Genomic DNA, 16,919 nt, shown 5'->3' with positions numbered 1-16,919 from the left:
GCCCATGAACGCTTCGCTGTGGAACACCATGGGGCTGGATGGCCGCACCGCGCTGGTCACGGGCGCCGGCAAGGGCCTGGGCCGGGCCATCGCGATGGGGCTGGCGCAGGCCGGCGCCAACGTGGCGCTGCTGGCGCGCACGGCGCGCGACGTCGAAGCCGCCTGCGAGGAAATCCGCGCGACCGGCGCCCGCGCGCTGCCTCTGGCCGCCGACGCGACCGACTCCGCCCAGGTCGATCGCGCCGTCTCGGCCGTGCTCGATGAATTCGGCACGCTGGACATCCTGGTGCATTCGGCCGGGGGCAGCCAGCGCAAGCCCGTGCTGGAGCTTGCCGACGACGAATGGAAGCGCCTGATCGGCGCCAACCTGGACTCGACCTTCTACGTCTGCCGCGCGGCGGGACGGGCCATGCACGCGCAGGGCCGCGGCTCCATCATCAACATCGCCTCGGCCGCCGGGCTGCGCGGCCGGCCCAACAATTCCCCCTACAGCGCGGCCAAGGCGGCCATGATCAACTTCTCGCGCGCGCTGGCCATGGAGTGGGCGCCGCAAGGCATCCGCGTCAACACCCTGGCGCCGGGACGCTTCCTGACGCCGCTGACCGAAGCGGAGATGAGCGATCCGGCCAAGCACGCCGCCTTCGTCAGGAACGTGCCGCTGGGCCGGATCGGGCGTCCCGAGGAATTGAAGGAGATCGTGGTCTGGCTGGCCTCCGATGCCTCGGCGTTCGTGACCGGCTCGACCATCGTGATCGACGGCGGGCAGACGTTACTTTAGAACCGCACACCCAGCCTCAAGCTGGCCGTCTGCGCCACCAGGTGCTCGCCCGCCTGGATCCCGTACTCCGCCCGCAGCGACCACGCATCGGCCGACATCACCTCGATGCCGGCCGTCGCGCTGCCGAATACCCCCGGCACACGGGTCGACAACGTGAACGCATCCTGCGGCGCCACCGCCAGCCGGACGTCGGTCGAGACCTTGCGCCCCGCCACCAGCCCCACGCCCAGCGCGAGATAGGGGCGCGCGACCGCCTTGCCCATACTGACCTTGCCGCCGAACTCGATGCTGGGCGTCAGCACCGCGCTCCACCGGTCGCTGGCGTCGTGGACCAGATCGAAGGGCCCCGCGCCCGACTCCCTGTAGCCCGGCGTGCGATCGTAGATGAGGTCCAGGTCCGCATAGGGCTTGGCGTACCAGTCGCCGAACGAGAACTGATAGGCGGCCCGGGCGCGCGCCGCCAGCTGGTAGGAGTCGGGCTTGCTGGTCGCCCGCGCCGCCATGCCGGGCAACACGATGTTGCGCGCCTGGTCCGATTCCTCGTAGCCGCCCATCAGCGCGCCCGCGAACTGCCAGGCCCCCATCTGCCGCTTCAGCGTCAGGCCGGCGTGGAAGCTGTCGCTGGCGATGCGCACGGTGTTGTCCGCGGAATAGGTGTTGGTGCGGCTGTAGCTGGCCGAGGCCCCCAGGAACCAGTCCGGCGCCAACTGGCGCTGCACGCCGAACTGCACCGTGGTCTGACGGTTGTCGTAGCCCGCGCCGTCGGCGGACGCCGAACGGTCGAAGCGGCCGCCTATCACGCGCGCCCACGCGCATTCGCCCTCGGCCAGCTGGATGCCTTGATCGCTGAAGTAGGGGCAGCTCATCATCCGGTCCAGCGCCGAGTGCAGCTCGTAGGTGCGATTGCTCGCGCGGCTCAGCGCCGCGTCGGAGGCCACCGCGCCCAGCGCCTTCACGTAGGCATCCGTGCCTTCCAGCCGCGCGAAGGGATCGAACAGCGTCGTCAGGCTACGGTCGCCCCGGTCCCACAGGGTCTGCAGGTAGCCGGCGATGCTGGCCTGGTTGGCGGTCAGGCCCAGGCTTTGCGGACGGAAGTTCGCCTTGGGCGTGACCCATAGCTGGCCGTCGCCGGTCAGCGACACGTCGTAGTTGACCACCGGCGATTGCCCGGCAAGATTGAACGAGCCCGTCGGCGTGACGTCGAACTGGGCGATCAGCATGGGCTGGCCGCCTGCCAGGTTGTGGCCCAGCACGAGCAGGCTGCCGCCCAGTTGCGCCGGCCCGCTCACGCCGATCACGTCGGCCAGTCCGCCCGCGCTGAAATCGACGTCGGCCTGGAAGACCCCTCCCGAGCCTTGCGTGAAACCCTGCATGAACGTCGTCTGGTACGCGCCATGCTGGTCGACCGGTCCGCCCGGATTGAACACGCCCTGGTTGACCAGGGAGGCATCCAGCCGCTGGCCGCTGGCCAGCACCGCGTCCGGGTGATTGACGAAGGAGCTGTGGGCCGCGTCGCCGCTCGTGACGTTGCCGATGAACAGGCCATAGTTGTCCACGGCCACCCGGCCGGAGGCCTCGATCGCGGTCGCGCCGGCGATCAGGCCCTGGTTGGCGACCGAGGTGGCGTTGTCGGTAACCGTGCGGATGGCTGTACCGCTGGCGATGTCCGCGTACACGGCCGACGACGCCCCCACGCCTATCGTGACGGGGCCGCCGCTGTTCTGCGCCGCGCTGCCGGCGCTTACCGCCAGGATGGCCGGCGCGCCGCCGCCCTGCGCGGTGACCAGGGACCCCGTTCCCAGTCCGATGTTGATCGTCCCGCCCGCGCTGCCCGTTCCGCCGCCGCTGCCGCGAACCTGAATGCCGGCCTCCGAGAAGACGGCGCCGCCGCCCAGGCTGAGCGCGGCGATGGCGGGCGCATTCCGGCCCTGCGTGGCGACCATGACGCCCACCTGCACGTCGACCGCGCCGCCGTTGCCGCTCCCCCCCGTCACGTCGACGGTCTTGACCAGGCCGTCGTCGTAGCTGACCGAGGACAGGTCCCCGGCCAGGCCTCCGCCGCCGCCCACGCTCTGGGCCAGCACACCGATGGCGCCGGCGCCCTCGGTCAGCACCGAGCCTTCGACGTTCACGTTGACCGCGCCGCCCGCGCCCGAGCCCTGCGACGCCGGCGCGGCCAGCGTCGTCCTGCCCGCGGCCGTAGACAGGCCGGCGATGCCGCCTCCGCCGCCCACGCTTTGCGCCAGCACGCCCACGGCATTCCTGCCCCGGGTGTTGACGGAACTGTTGGCCACCACGTGCGCATCGACCTGGCCGCCGTCGCCCGTCGCGCCGCCCAGCGCCCCCAGCGCGACGCTGGCCGGGGCCTGCGCCTGCCCGCCATTGAGCAGGGCCACGTATCCGCCGCCCGCACCCACGCTTTGCGCCAGCACGCCGAAGGCCAGGTCGCCCGAGGTCTGGACCATCGTATGAGCGATCGTGCTCGATCCTTCGTCATATTTGCCGGTGGTCACGGAAACATGTCCGCCGTCGGTCCGCATGGCCTCCTGGTTCGACACATCCATCCCCAGCGTCACCTGCGCCGGCGCCAGCAGCGGCGCCGCCGCCGCGCTGCTGGCCAGCGTCGCCGCGCCGCCCCCGCCGCCTATGCTCTGGGCCATCAAGCCGTGGGACAACGCGCCGGACGTGACGATGTTGCCGCCGGTCGTGGTGACCGTCGCGTCGCCGGCATCGATGGGAGGGATCGAGAATCCGTCCACCACGCTGATCTTCCCACCCAGCGAAATGACCGGCGCCTGTGCCGCGTGGCCGGCCCCCAGCCCCGCCGCGTCCAGGCCGTCGATGCTGATCGAGGCCAGTCCACCGCCGCCGCTCACGCTCTGCGCGATCACCGCCGGCGCATCGTCGCCCTGGGTGCGGACCTGTCCGGTCGTGACCGAGGCGCCGCCGCCGCTCATCACCGCCGACTCCGACACGAAGCCCGACAGGATCCGGCTGCCTCCCATCGTGATCGTCAGCGGCGCGTCCGTGTGCCCGGCCGGCGTGGCCAGCCCGCCGGCCCCGACCAGGAAGCTCGACACCTCGGCCTTGCCGCCGCCTCCCCCCACGCTTTGCGCCACGATGCCCGGCGCATGATCGCCCATCGTCGTCACGACGCTGCCCGCCGCGCTGGCATCGACGGTGGCCAGGCCGCCATTGCCGCCGCCCCCTCCGCCGCCGCCCACGGTCACGTTGATGTTGCGGGTCAGGGACAGGCCCTTGGACGCGAGCAGTTCGGCGATCTTGTTGATCTTCTCCAGGATCTCGGCGGCCTGGTCCGCGCCGTGCTCCTTCACCAGCTCGGCCAGATCCTGCTCGGATACCGTACCCACGCCCCCGCCGCCGCCCACGCTCTGCGCCAGGATGGCGGGCGCGGCCTTGCCGGCGGTCGAGACCGTGCCGGTGTTGGTCACCCGCACCGTGCCCCCCTGCCCGCCGTCGCCGGCATTCCCGCCCACCGACAGGTTGGTGCCTATCGAAGGCGCCAGCGAGACCACGTTGCTGACGCCTTCATTCGCGGCCTTCAGCAGGGAATCTATCGCGGACAGCAGGCTGGACGCCCCCGCCGAGCCGATGGCCCCGGACCGCCCGCCGCTGCCGGCGATGCTTTGCGCGAGGATGCCCGCCGACGCCAGGCCCTGCGTCGCGATGGCGCCGTCGTTGGCGACCGTGACGTCGCCGCCGTTGCCGCCGCTCCCGCCGTTGCCGCCGACCCGGGCGTCGATCGCGTAGCTCAGCCCTCCGAACGAGATCGAGTTCGGCGCCTCCTCCAGCCACTCGGAAACCTTGGTCAGCGTCTCCAGGAATGCCGTGGGCGAGCTGACCACGGGTTCGAACGAACGCTCGGTCTCCTGCTGGACGAGGCCGCCGTTGCCGCCTCCGCCGCCCACGCTCTGTGCCAGCACGGCCACGGCATGGTCGCCGGCAGTGGTGATCGCGCCGCCGCTCTGGTTGCGCACCGAGATCATCCCGCCATGCCCCCCGCTGCCGCCTTCGCCGCCGGTCGTGACGCCATAGCTGATGGTGAAGCTGGACGCGCCTATCGTCGTCGGCCGCAGCGGCGCGGCCGCCACGCCGCCGTTGCCGCCCCCGCCGCCACTGCTCTGCGCGAAGATGCCATGACTCTCGTGTCCCAAGGTGGCCACGGTGCCGGCATTGGAGACGTCGACCTCTCCGGCATTGCCCGCCGAGCCGCCGCGGCCGCCCACCGTGACCTGGATGCTGCCCGTACCCGATGGAATGTCCGGTCCCAGTTCCGGCGCGATGGTCGCCTGAACGGATTCCGCGAAAGCGCCGTTGCCGCCTCCACCCCCGACCGACCGGCCGACCACCGCGCTGCTGACGGCGCCGGCGGTCGTGACCGAGCCGACCGGATCGAGTTCGATGGAGACATGCCCGCCCGCGCCGCCCGCGCCGCCGTCGCCGCCGGTGGCAAGCGCGACCCCGACCAGCACGCCCACCGAGGCCGCCTGGGCCGATCCGCCGTGCCCGCCGCCCCCGCCTATGCTTTGCAGCAGCACGCCGGTGGAGCCGGCGCCCTGCGTGGAAATCCGGCCGGACGACATCAGCGACAGATCGCCGCCGTCGCCCGCGACGCCCCCGCGGCCGCCCACCGCCATCGACACGATCAGGCCCGCGCTGTCGGCATCGCCGCCCACGCCGCTGCCACCGCCGGCGCTCTGCATGATCACGGCGCCGCTCTGGTCGCGCGTGGTGGAAATGCTGCCGGTGTTGGTCACGCGGCCGGCGCCGCCATTGCCTCCCCCGCCGCCGTTGCCGCCCACGACGAACCACCCCGCCGCCTCGGCGCCGTCGCCGCCCTGGCCGCCCGAGGCCTGGGCGACGATGCCGAAGGATCCCGTGCCCGTGGTCCCGCTGTCGTCTCCGGCGCCCGCGCCGGCGATCTCGATCGAACCGCTGTTGGTGATGTCATAGGCCAGCGCGCCCACGCCGCCGCCGGCACCGCCGCTGCCGCTGTGGCCCGACAGGCCGCCCTCTCCGCCCTTGCCGCCGTCGCCGCCGGCGACCCGGACCTGGATGCCGTTGGAGTAATCGCCGTAGGTGGCGATCCGGCCCGAATTGGTGATGGAGACGCCGCTGGCCGAGCCGCCGTCGCCACCATCGTGCCCATAAGACCAGGATCCGGCCCCGCCATCGCCGCCCCGACCGCCCTGGCTGCCGGCCAGGATGGCCGCGGACGACCTGCCGCGCGTCGTGATGGCGCCCGCGTTCGAGACGGTGACGTGCCCGGCGTTTCCGCCGCGATTGGCGCGCACGTCCTGCGCGGGTTCGCCCTCCTCGCCGCCTTCCGCGCCTCCGCCCTGGCCGCCCTGGGTACGCGCGATCACGCCCGCCGTTCCCGTGCCGTTGGTGGTGACGGAACTGCTGTCGTCGATGCTGACGCTGACATCGCCGGTGTCGCCGCCCTGCCCCGCCGTGCTGTGCCCGCCGCCGACGCCGCCGTGAAAGCCGTCCCCGCCCTCGCCCCCCACGGACTGGACCAGGATGCCGGCGGTCTCCGACTGCCCCGTGCTGCCGGACACCGTCACGGACGATCCGTAGCTCAGGCTCACGCTGGCCGCGCCCGCATTGCCCCCGCGTCCGGAATCGCCAGACGGCAGGACGTCCCGGATCGAGGGTTCCCGCCCCACGCCGCCCACGGAATCGACCCATATGCCGTAGACCCCGGCGGTGATTCCCGTGCCCGAGACCACGACGTCCGCGTCGTGGCCGTCTCCGGCATCGCCGTAGCGCCGCCCCCCGCTCTGGATCGCCCACCTGCCGCCATCGCCGCCATGCGAGGCGGCGCGCAGCCCGACTCCGCCGCTGCTCAGGGTGCTGTACAGCAGGTCATAACCCAGCGTCGCGCCGTCCCCGCCGTTGCCGCCCCAGTGGTTGTAGTTCGGATCGTCCGGATCGGTGGATCCTTCGCCGTTGCCGCCATGGCCGCCGCTCACGTCCACGAAGACCGCGGTGCCGGCGCCGATCGAGACGTTCAGCGACGAGTCGGAAGCGCCGACGAAATCGGTGCCGTTGCTGCCGTCCGAGCCGTTATGGCTATAGCAGCAAGTACCATCGGTACCCCGGTAGTCGCGAACGACCTGGGCCTGCGCGGTCCCGGCCAGCGACGACAGAGCGGCAAGCACGGCCGCCGCCACGAGGTTCGGCCGGAACGACGGCCGGGTGCAGCCGCCAGCGGCGGCCGGGATCGGGAAATACGGAGACGTCGTCATATGCGTAAAGATCCCATGCGAGAGAACTCGGCAAACGACCGAAACCGTGCGTTTGTCGTACGCGAACGATCTTATTTGTCAGGATCCCGACACCGCAACCCCGGCGGCCGAATCGACATTCCCAGCCGACGAATGGCCCCCCGGCCATCAGCCGGCCACCGTCTCCCCCTGCCTGTCCGCCGGCGTCACCGCGCGGATCGCATCCTCGACCGTCTCCAGGAAAATGAACTGGAGCTGCTGGCGCGATTCCTCGGGGATGTCGTCGACGTCCTTGCGGTTGCGCGCCGGCAACAGCACGGTCTTGATGCCGGCCCGCAACGCAGCCAGTACCTTTTCCTTGATGCCCCCGACCGGCAGCACCAATCCGCGCAGGCTGATCTCGCCCGTCATCGCCCGGTCCGAGGGGACTGGCTTGTCGGTCATCAGCGAGGTCAGCGCGACGAACATCGCCACCCCGGCGCTGGGACCGTCCTTGGGAATCGCGCCCGCCGGCACGTGGACGTGGATGTCGTTGTGCTCGAACAGCGCGGGATCGACGTTCATCGAAGCCGCCCGGCCCTTGAGCAGCGTCAGGGCCGCCTGCACGCTTTCGCGCATCACTTCGCCCAGTTGCCCGGTCAGGATCAGCCTGCCGTTGCCTGGCGTGCGGCTGGCCTCGATGAACAGGATGTCGCCTCCGACCGGCGTCCAGGCCAGGCCCGTGGCCACGCCCGGCATGCCGGTGCGCATGGCGATCTCGCTTTCGAAGCGCGGCGCGCCCAGGATCGCGTGCACCTCGTCCACGTCGATGCGCACGTGCTGCGCGGTTCCTTCGGCCACGCTCATGGCGGCATGGCGGAAGGTACTGCCGATTTCCCGCTCGAGATTGCGCACGCCGGCTTCGCGGGTATAGCCGTTGATCACCTCGTGGATGGCCTCGTCGGTGATCTCGCCCTGCGCGGGCGTCAGGCCATTGGCCTCGAGCTGGCGCGGCACCAGGTAGCGGCGCGCGATCTGGGCCTTCTCTTCCTCGGTGTAGCCCGGCAGCGTGATGATCTCCATGCGATCGCGCAGCGGGCCGGGGATGGCGTCGAGCACGTTGGCCGTCGCAATGAACAGCACCTTGGACAGATCGAACGGCACGCCCAGGTAGTTGTCGCGGAAGGTGTCGTGCTGCTCGGGATCGAGCACCTCCAGCAGCGCGGCGGCGGGATCGCCCTGCGCGCTGGCGCCCAGCTTGTCCACCTCGTCCAGCATCATCACGCAGTTGTTCGAACCGGCCTTGTGGATGGCCTGGATCACGTTGCCCGGCAGCGCGCCGATATAGGTGCGCCGATGGCCGCGTATCTCGGCCTCGTCGTGCACGCCGCCCAGGCTCAGGCGCACGAACTTGCGTCCGGTGGCCTTGGCGATGCTCTGGCCCAGCGAGGTCTTGCCCACCCCGGGCGGCCCCGAGAAGCACAGCACCGGACTCTTGCCGGCGGGATTGAGCTTGCGCACGGCCAGGTATTCCAGGATGCGGCGCTTGATCTTGTCCAGCCCGTAGTGGTCCTCGTCCAGGATCCGGCGGGCCTCGGCGATGTCGATGCGGTCGTCGGTGGATACCGACCAGGGCAGCTCGATCAGCCAGTCCAGGTAGGTACGGATCATCGAGTATTCGCCCGATGCCTCGGGTATGCCCTCGAGCCTCTTGAGTTCCTTGCGCGCCTGCTTCTCGGCTTCTTCCGGCATCCCCGCCTTGGCGATGCGCTCGCCCAGCTCGGCCAGTTCGGCGCCGTTGCCCTCGGTCTCGCCCAGTTCCTGCTGGATGGTCTTGAGCTGCTCGCGCAGCATCACCTCGCGCTGGCGGTCCTCGAAGCGCGCCTTGGTCTGCTGGTCGATGTCGCGGCTGATGCGCAGCACCTCGATCTGATGCATCATCAGGGCCAGCACCTTGTCGGCCCGGGCCACGACGTCCACGGTCTCGAGCACGTCCTGCTTTTCCTCGGGCTTGATCTCCATCAGCCCGGCAATGAAATCCGTCAGCAGCGGCGCCGAGGTCATGTTCTGGATCGAACCCGCCAGTTCGGCCGGCGCCTGCGGCAGCAGTTGCAGGATGTCCAGCGCGCGCGCCTTGAGCTGGATCAGGCGCGCCTCGATGTCCGAGGTCATGATCTCGGGATCCTCGAAGCGCTGGACCCGCGCCACCATGAAGGGATAGCCCTGCAGCAGCTCGATGATGCGGAAGCGCTGCACGCCCTGGCAGATGACGTGATGCGTGCCGTCGGGCGTGGTCACGTAGCGCATCACGTTGGCCACCGTCCCCATGGGATGGAGGTCGCCGTCGCCCAGCTCCTCGGCCTCCGGATCGCGTTGCAGCACCACGCCCACCTGGCGGCTGGCCCGCGCGGCTTCCTGCGCGCCGCGCACGGTGCTCTCGCGGCCGATGGAAATGGGCGCCACCAATCCTGGAAAAAGCACGAGATTGCGCACCGGGATCAGCGTCAGCGCATCCGACGGCAGCGCGATCGACGGCGCGGCCCCCTGGCTCGCGGGCTGCGCACCCGGCGCCTCCTGCCGTTCCTGTCCCGATTGTTGGTCTCGAAATTCGTTTGCCATGGCTTCTTACCTGTCCCTGGTTCGAGTTGCGGCGTGCCGCCTGCCTATCCCAGCTTGAGCAGGGTCAACAGGAGGCAGCCGTCCACCATCCTGTGCTCCCGGATTTCGAAGGCGCCCGGCGGCAGCGCGATGCGCCGCTCGAAACGGCCGTAGGGAATTTCTATGCGGCGGATGTGGGCCTCGGCCGGAGCCGGCAAGGGGCGTTCGCCCACCACGGTCAGCGTCGCCCCGTCGATCAGCACCTGGACCTGGTCGGGCGCGACGCCGGGCAGCGCGACCAGCACGGACAAGGCGCGGCCGGTCTCGAAGATGTCGATGGGGGGTTCCCAGGTGGGCCCCTGGGGTCCGCCTTGGCCCGGACGGAAGAACTGGCGATGCAGGTTGTCCGCCTGCTCCAGCAGCCTGACCGCGTCGATCCACATGGCATTGGACGGTTTGCGATAGATCATGGTCCTTGTCCTTGCTCGGGGCGCCCCGATGGCTCCAAATTAAGGCGCCGCGCCGCATCTGGCAATAGGGGATGGAAAGGCCGCACCCCGCCGCCGGGCCGGAAGGCACGCGGGGCGCGGGATCGCGGATTCGTAACAGATGTCGCGATCAGGAGCCGGGAGCCCGCGGCGCGACCTACCCGCCCCCGCCTATGGCCTTGTAGACCGCGACCAGCCCGATCCGCAGCTGGCTGTCGCTTTGCGCGAGGTCGCGCCTGGCCTGCAGCAGCGTGCGCCGGGCGTCGAGCTCCGGCAGGAAGTCCGTCATCCCGCCGGCGTGGCGCGCCCGGGCCAGGTCGAGGGCGTCGCCGCTCGCGCGCAGCTTGCGCTGCAATTCCAGATTGCGCCGGCGTTCGGCGCCGTAGCCGGTCAAGGCATCGTCGATCTCCTGCCACGCCCGCAGCACCGTCTGCTGGTAGGACACCGCCGCCTCCTGCTGCGCCAGTTCGCGCAGCGCCACGGTGGTGCGGCGGCGCCCCTGGTCGAACAGCGGCAGCGACAGGCTGGGCCCCACCGACCAGCGCCGGCTGCCCCATTCGCCGAACTTGCCATCCTTGAACGACTCGTAGCCGAAGCTCGCGCCCAGCACGATGCGCGGATACAGGTCGGCCGTGGCGATGCCGATGTCGGCCGTGGCGGCGTGCAGCCGGGCCTCGGCCGCCCGTATGTCGGGCCGGCGCAGCGCCACCTGGGAAGGCAGCCCCAGTTCCAGGTCAGGCATGGCAGTGTCCGCGTCCCCCGTTTCGCTCAACACGTCCCGCAGCGCGCCGGGAGGCTGGCCGACCAGGAGGCCGATGCGATTGGCCGCCGCGGCCTCCTGCGCGCGCAAAGGTGCCAGCCGCCCGTTCAGGTCGGCCAGCAGCGCCTGCTGCCGCGACACGTCCAGCGCGTCGATCTGCCCGCCGTCGCGCCGCGCCCTCAGGATGTCCAGGGACTCCCGGGCCGCGGCGATGTCCTCTTGCAGCCACCGCAGTTGCGAGCGGGTGCCGCGCAGTTCGAAGTAGTTGCGGGCGATCTCGCTCGCCACCGACAGCCGCGCCTGCGCCAGCGCCGCCGCCGAGGCGGCCACGTCGGCATCGGCGGCCTCGACCGAGCGCGCGACCCGGCCCCACAGATCGAGTTCCCAGGAGGCATCGAACCCCGCCTGGTACAGCGTGAACGGGTCGCTCAGCGCCGACACGAGCTGCTCGCGGTTGTTGGGCGCGATGGCGTCCAACAGGCGGGTACCGGCGCCGTATTCGCTCTGGCGCTGGCGCGACACGCCCGCCGACAGGCCCACGTCAGGCCCGCGCTGCGCGGCCACCGTCTGCCGCATGAGCCGGCTCTGGGCGAAGCGCAGTGCCGCGGTGCGCAGGTCGGGGCTCGCCTCGCGCGCCCGGACCAGCAGCGCGTCCAGCCGCGCATCCTGGAAGGTCTCCCACCAGCGCTCAGGCGGCGGCGCCGTGGAGACCGGATCGCGCAGGTCCTCCGGGCCGCCGCGCCAACTGTTCCAGTCCGCCGGCTGTGCGGGCGTGGGCGCCGTGAAGTCCGGCCCCACGGCCGCGCAGCCGCCCAGCAACAACGCGAGCACGGCCGCTTGCAGAAAGGGACGGGACCGGCGGATGGGATCGCATGCCATGCTTGCCTCCAGTCAAACCAGACGATGGCGGAACAGCCATGCCGCCAGCGGCAGCGTGACCGTGCCCAGGACGAACATGGGCACGAGATTGCGCCACAGCGACGCCAGGCCGGCGCCTTCCAGATACACCCGCTGCACGAGATCGATGGCGAAGCGCAGCGGATTCGCCAGGGTCGCGGCCTGCAGGGGATCGGGCATGTTGCGCACCGGCGTGGCCAGGCCCGACAGCAGCATCAGCGGCATGATCAGCACGAAGGTATAGAGCATGGCCTGCTGCATGTTGGCCGAGACCGCCGAGATGGACAGCCCGACTCCCACGCAGGCCACGGTGAAGATCGCCAGGCCCGCGTAAAGCGTCGCCAGCGATCCGGCCATGGGAATGCGAAACCAGAACAGCGCGACGCACAGGATGATGGACGACTGCACGAGGCCGATCAGGACCGGTGGCACGGCCTTCCCCAGCATGATCTCCATGGGTGTGTAGGGCGTCACGAGCAACTGGTCGAACGTGCCCTGCTCGCGCTCGCGCGCGACCGAGAGCGCGGTCAGCATCAGGGTCTGCATCATGCTGAGCGCGGCGATCAGCGCCGGCATGATGTTCCAGCGCGTCTCGAGGTTGGGGTTGTACCAGACGCGCGGCACGGCGATGACCGGCATCCCGCCGCCGCGCAGCTCGGCGTTGTAGGCCGCCACGATCTGGGCGACGTGGGCGGATGCCTGGCCGGCGGTGGTCGAGTTGCGGCCGTCCAGGATGACCTGCAAGGGGGCGTCCTGCCCCTGCGCCAGCCGGGCCTCGAAGTCCGGCCCGAACTGCAGGACCAGCAGCGCGTCGCCGGCATCCACCACGCGCGCGATGTCCCGGGGCGCCGTCAGCGTGGCGACGCGGTGGAAGACCCCGGTGCCGTCCAGGCGCGCCAGCAGCCGGGCCGACGCCGCGCCCTGGCTCTGGTCCAGCACCGCGTACGGCACGTTCGTCAGGTTGTAGGTCGCGGCATAGCCGAACACGAAACTCTGGAGCAAGGCGGGAACGACCAGGATGGCCCGGTTGGCGGGGTCCTTCAGGATGGCCAGCAGTTCCTTGCGGCACAGCTGGACCAGGCGTCGCCAGAAGTCGATGAAGTCATCCATGTCAGTCCAGCCTCTTGCGCGTGACCAGCCGCGCCACGCCCAGCAGCACCACGGCATAGGCCGCCAGGATGGCGCAGTTCCTGGTGATCAGCGGCCAGTTGTTGCCGGCCAGGAACAGCGACTTGATCAGTTCCATGAAATAGGTGGCGGGCAGGATTTGCCCGATGATCCGGATGGCCGTCGGCACGTTGCGCAGATCGAACATGAAGCCGGACAGCATCAGGGCCGGCAGGAAACTCGCGATCAGGGCTACCTGGCTGGCCAGGAACTGGTTCCGGGTCACCGACGAGATCACCAGGCCGATGCCCAGCGCGACGAACAGATAAAGCATGGCGCTCAGCAGCAGGATCAGCAGCGACCCGTACATGGGCACGTGGAACAGGAAGGCCGCCGCGGCCAGGCACAGCGCCAGCCCGATCATCCCCACGCAGAAATAGGGAATGATCTTGGCCAGCAGCACCTCCACCGGACGCACCGGCGTGACGAACAGCGACTCCAGCGTGCCCCGTTCCCACTCGCGCGCCATGACGAGCGCCGTCAGGAAGGCGCCCACCAGCGTCATGATCAGCACGATCAGCCCGGGCACGAGATACCACGTGCTGGTGTTGGCGGCGTTGAACCACATGCGGTCGACCACCTGGACCTGGCCCGTGGCCGGCCGCGCGGCTTCGCCCCGGTCGGCCCGCTTCTGGCCCCACGACGCCAGCGCGCCGGCGACGTAGCCGCGTATCATCGTCGCGCGGCTGGCGTCCGCGCCTTGCAGCAGGACCTGCACCTGCGCGTCGCCGGCGGCCAGCCGCCGCGAGAAGTCCGCCGGCACCAGCACGGCGGCGTCCACCTCCCGCGCGCGCATCAGCGCGTAGGCCTCGTGCGCCGACCCGACCACGCGGGGCGCCAGGTAACCCGGGGTGGACAATCCGGCCACCACGTCGCGCGCGACCGGCGAGGCATCGTCCAGCACCACCGCCACGGGCGCATTCTTCACGTCCAGCGACAACCCGTAGCCGAAGATCAGGATCAGGACGATGGGCAGCGCGATGCCCATCATCAGGTTGGCGCGGTCGCGCAGCAGTTGGCGTACCTCCTTGCGGGTCAAGGAGACCAGGCGCCGCCAGAAACCGCCGGACGGGGATGCGCTCATGCCGCGGCCTCCGCGGTCTCGCGCTTGCGGCCGCGCTCGACGATGCCGATGAACGTCTCTTCCATGTTCATGCGGCGAGCGTCCGTCTCGCCCGCCTGCCTGCGCACCTGCTGTGGCGTGCCCAGCGCCAGCAGCCGCCCGGCATCCTGGATGACGATGCGGTCGCAGTACTCCGCCTCTTCCATGAAGTGCGTCGTCACCACGACGGTGGTGCCGTCGGCGGCCAGCGCCGTGATCCGGCGCCAGAACTCGCGCCGCGCCAGCGCGTCGGCGCCGCTGGTGGGCTCGTCCAGGAACAGGATGTCGGGTTCGTGCAGCAACGCCACCGCCATCGCCAGCCGCTGCTTGTAGCCGCCGGGCAGGCGTCCGCTGGCCGCGTCTGACTGGTCCTGCAGTCCGAACTGGGCCAGCACCGCCCCGATGCGCGCGCGCAGCCGTTCGCCATGCAGGCCATAGGCGCTGCCGAAGAAGGTCAGGTTCTCCATCACGCTCAGGTTGCCGTACAGCGCGAACCGCTGCGACACGTAGCCCACGCTGCGCCGCGCCCGCGCCGGCGCGGTCCGCAGGTCCACGCCCGCCACCCGCAGGAAGCCGCTGCTGGCAGGCAGCAGGCCGCACAGCATGCGGAAGGTCGTCGTCTTGCCCGCGCCATTGGGGCCGAGCAGGCCGAATATCTCCCCCTTCTTCACCGTGAAGCTGGTGCGGTCCACGGCGACGAAATCGCCGAACTTGCGCACCAGGTCGCGGACCTCGATGATGGCTTCGCCGCCTGCGGCCTGCGCGCGTGGCGCGGGCAACGGCGCCGCCGTGCCCGCCTCCGGCTGGCGTTCCCGCAGCAGCACCATGAAGCCATCTTCCAGCCGAGCCTCGACCGGCCGCCAGGCCAGGACGTCTCCCGGCTGCTGCGCGGGCGCGCCCCGCTCCGCCTCGCGGCGGATCACCCGTACCTCGCCGCCCTGGGGCACGGCATCGATGATGCGAGCCGTGTCGTCGAGCAGGCGCGCCTGCAGCAGCCTGGCCGGCTCGCCCGGCGGCGGTGCCGCGACGAAGCACAGCCCGCGCGCGGGGCGGCGGATGTCCTCGGGCCGGCCCTGCGCCAGCAGCCTGCCTTCGTGCAGCACGAACACGCGCGCGCAGCGCTCGGCCTCGTCCAGATAGGTGGTGCTGACGATCACGGACAGGCGCTCGTCGTCGACCAGTTGCTGGACGATCTGCCACAGTTCCCGGCGCGACAGGGGGTCCACGCCCACCGTGGGTTCGTCCAGCAGCAGGAGTTCCGGCGACCGGACCAGCGTGCAGGCCAGCCCCAGCTTCTGCTTCATGCCGCCCGACAGCTTGCCCGCGGGGCGGGCCGTGAAACGGCCGAGAGCGGTCATCTCCAGCAGGCGGGCATAGCGCCCGCGCCGTTGTTCCCGGGACACGCCATGCAGGTCCGCGTACAGGTCCAGGTTCTCCTGCACGCTCAGGTCCTCGTACAGGCCGAATCGCTGGGGCATGTAGCTGATGCGGTTCTGCACCGCCTGCGGATCCGCGGCGACATCGACGTCCAGCACCCGCAGCGAGCCTTCGGGTTTCATCAGGCCGGCCACCAGGCGCAACAGGGTCGTCTTGCCCGCGCCGTCCGGTCCGACCAGAGCGGTCAGCGCGCCGGCGGGCGCGTCCAGCGAGATGCCGTCCAGCGCCACGGTTTCGCGCCCCCCGCGCGCGGCGGGAAAACGCTTGCACACGTCGCGCGCCATGACGACGGCGGCCCCGTTCATCGCCCGGGCGCTCCCTCGCCCTGCCGATCCTGCGCGATGCGAACGGTGGCCGGCATGCCCAGCCGCAGCCGGTCCTGCGGGTCGTCCACCAGCACACGCATCTCGTAGACCAGGCTGGTCCGCAGTTCCTCGGTCTGCACGTTCCTGGGCGTGAATTCGGCCACCGACGAGATGTAGCCGATGCGGCCGGCAATGGGCTGGTCGGGCTGGCTGTCGGTCACGACCTCGGCCGCCATGCCGGGCCTGACGTGCCCCAGTTGCGGCTCCGACACATAGACGCGCACCCACTTGGGATCGGTGATCGCCAACGTGTAGGCGGGACGCTGGGGCGAGGCCATGTCGCCTGGCTCGAGCAGCCGGGCGCGCACGACGGCGTCGGTCGGCGCCTTCAGCTCGGTCTGTTCCAGGCGATAGGCGATCAGCGCCAGTTCGGCCCGCGAGACCTCCAGTTGCGCCTCGGCCTGCGCGATGTCTTCCTTGCGCGGTCCGACGCGCGCCAGTTGCAGCCCCTTGCTGCGGTTGTCCCATTGCGCCCGCGCCACCCGCAGGCGCGACGCGGCATTGTCCAGGTCCTGCTGACTGACCCCGCGTCCCCCGGTGTTCGCGGCGATGCCGCGAAGCCGCGCGAGCTGCTGCTCCGCCAGCTCGGCCTCCGCCTGGGCCGACGCCACCTGGGCCTGTGCCTGGGCCACTTCCTCGGGCCGGGTACCGTTGCGCAGCCGCAGCAGCGCTTGCTCCTGCACGGCGATACGGGCGCGCGCCTGGGCTTGCTGCAAACGCAGCGAACGGCCGTCCAGTTCCGCCAGGACATCGCCGGCCTTGACCCGGTCGCCTTCCTCGACCCGCATCCGGGCCACCCGGTCGCTGCCGTCGAATGCCAGCGCCACCTGCCGGATATCGACGTTGCCGTATAGCGTCAGGCCATCCTGGGCGGGCGCCGGACGAAGGACATACCATGCCGCCCCCGCCAGCACTACCGCCACCAGTACGCCTCCTGCCAGCACCTTCTTCATCGCCGCCGCCCTTGGAAACCGTCGGTCGGCAAATTATATAACTCAAATTTCAATTTGATGTATGATTTTTACGTGCCCACTTCCGCGTCCCCGGCGCCTTCCCGCATGGCCGTCACGTCCCGACCGTCTATCCCTGTCCGCTCT

Annotated in this window: 9 protein-coding genes; 1 reads left to right on the top strand and 8 read right to left on the bottom strand. The window is 70.7% G+C overall.

Annotation, left to right across the window (positions count from 1 at the left end; translation table 11 throughout):
• Positions 1-4 precede the first annotated feature (4 nt).
• Positions 5-778 (top strand): SDR family NAD(P)-dependent oxidoreductase, encoded by a 774-nt coding sequence (locus tag WKR98_RS12975; RefSeq protein ID WP_341433481.1) that lies wholly within the window; start codon positions 5-7, stop codon positions 776-778.
• On the opposite strand, the gene WKR98_RS12970 is transcribed toward WKR98_RS12975, so the two are convergent.
• The 8 genes from WKR98_RS12970 to WKR98_RS12935 all read right to left on the bottom strand — a co-directional run bounded on the left by WKR98_RS12970 (position 775) and on the right by WKR98_RS12935 (position 16,775).
• Positions 775-7,050, bottom strand: coding sequence for an autotransporter outer membrane beta-barrel domain-containing protein (locus WKR98_RS12970; protein WP_341433480.1), 6,276 nt, complete (start codon positions 7,048-7,050; stop codon positions 775-777). The two genes, WKR98_RS12975 and WKR98_RS12970, sit on opposite strands and share 4 nt — an antisense overlap.
• Before the next feature lie 147 nt (positions 7,051-7,197).
• Complete coding sequence (lon, locus tag WKR98_RS12965) at positions 7,198-9,627, bottom strand: endopeptidase La (protein ID WP_341433479.1); 2,430 nt, start codon at positions 9,625-9,627, stop codon at positions 7,198-7,200.
• Positions 9,628-9,671: 44 nt separating this feature from the next.
• Positions 9,672-10,076, bottom strand: coding sequence for an Hsp20/alpha crystallin family protein (locus WKR98_RS12960; protein ID WP_124688466.1), 405 nt, complete (start codon positions 10,074-10,076; stop codon positions 9,672-9,674).
• Positions 10,077-10,251: 175 nt separating this feature from the next.
• A complete protein-coding gene (locus WKR98_RS12955; protein WP_341433478.1) occupies positions 10,252-11,733 on the bottom strand; it encodes an efflux transporter outer membrane subunit in 1,482 nt (493 codons plus the stop codon).
• 12 nt (positions 11,734-11,745) lie between these two features.
• On the bottom strand, positions 11,746-12,861 hold the full coding sequence (locus WKR98_RS12950; protein WP_341433477.1) for an ABC transporter permease: 1,116 nt from the start codon (positions 12,859-12,861) through the stop codon (positions 11,746-11,748).
• A 1-nt stretch (position 12,862) separates the two neighbouring features.
• Positions 12,863-14,002 (bottom strand): ABC transporter permease, encoded by a 1,140-nt coding sequence (locus WKR98_RS12945; protein ID WP_341433476.1) that lies wholly within the window; start codon positions 14,000-14,002, stop codon positions 12,863-12,865.
• Positions 13,999-15,762: an ATP-binding cassette domain-containing protein gene (locus tag WKR98_RS12940; protein ID WP_341433474.1), complete on the bottom strand. Its 1,764-nt coding sequence runs from the start codon at positions 15,760-15,762 to the stop codon at positions 13,999-14,001. The genes WKR98_RS12945 and WKR98_RS12940 overlap by 4 nt, the downstream gene beginning before the upstream one ends.
• On the bottom strand, positions 15,759-16,775 hold the full coding sequence (locus WKR98_RS12935; RefSeq protein ID WP_341433472.1) for an HlyD family efflux transporter periplasmic adaptor subunit: 1,017 nt from the start codon (positions 16,773-16,775) through the stop codon (positions 15,759-15,761). The genes WKR98_RS12940 and WKR98_RS12935 overlap by 4 nt, the downstream gene beginning before the upstream one ends.
• Between the last annotated feature and the right edge of the window lie 144 nt (positions 16,776-16,919).

Origin of the sequence: Pigmentiphaga sp. YJ18, assembly GCF_038066655.1 — a bacterium.
In the GTDB taxonomy this organism is placed as follows: domain Bacteria; phylum Pseudomonadota; class Gammaproteobacteria; order Burkholderiales; family Burkholderiaceae_B; genus Pigmentiphaga.
This window is presented reverse-complemented; position numbering and strand designations above follow the sequence as displayed.

Bases quoted from the DNA above. Each gene is read 5' to 3' on its own strand.
- WKR98_RS12975 (WP_341433481.1), top strand. From the start codon at position 5: ATGAACGCTTCGCTGTGGAACACCATGGGGCTGGATGGCCGCACCGCG.
- WKR98_RS12970 (WP_341433480.1), bottom strand. From the start codon at position 7,050: ATGACGACGTCTCCGTATTTCCCGATCCCGGCCGCCGCTGGCGGCTGC.
- lon (WP_341433479.1), bottom strand. From the start codon at position 9,627: ATGGCAAACGAATTTCGAGACCAACAATCGGGACAGGAACGGCAGGAG.
- WKR98_RS12960 (WP_124688466.1), bottom strand. From the start codon at position 10,076: ATGATCTATCGCAAACCGTCCAATGCCATGTGGATCGACGCGGTCAGG.
- WKR98_RS12955 (WP_341433478.1), bottom strand. From the start codon at position 11,733: ATGGCATGCGATCCCATCCGCCGGTCCCGTCCCTTTCTGCAAGCGGCC.
- WKR98_RS12950 (WP_341433477.1), bottom strand. From the start codon at position 12,861: ATGGATGACTTCATCGACTTCTGGCGACGCCTGGTCCAGCTGTGCCGC.
- WKR98_RS12945 (WP_341433476.1), bottom strand. From the start codon at position 14,002: ATGAGCGCATCCCCGTCCGGCGGTTTCTGGCGGCGCCTGGTCTCCTTG.
- WKR98_RS12940 (WP_341433474.1), bottom strand. From the start codon at position 15,762: ATGAACGGGGCCGCCGTCGTCATGGCGCGCGACGTGTGCAAGCGTTTT.
- WKR98_RS12935 (WP_341433472.1), bottom strand. From the start codon at position 16,775: ATGAAGAAGGTGCTGGCAGGAGGCGTACTGGTGGCGGTAGTGCTGGCG.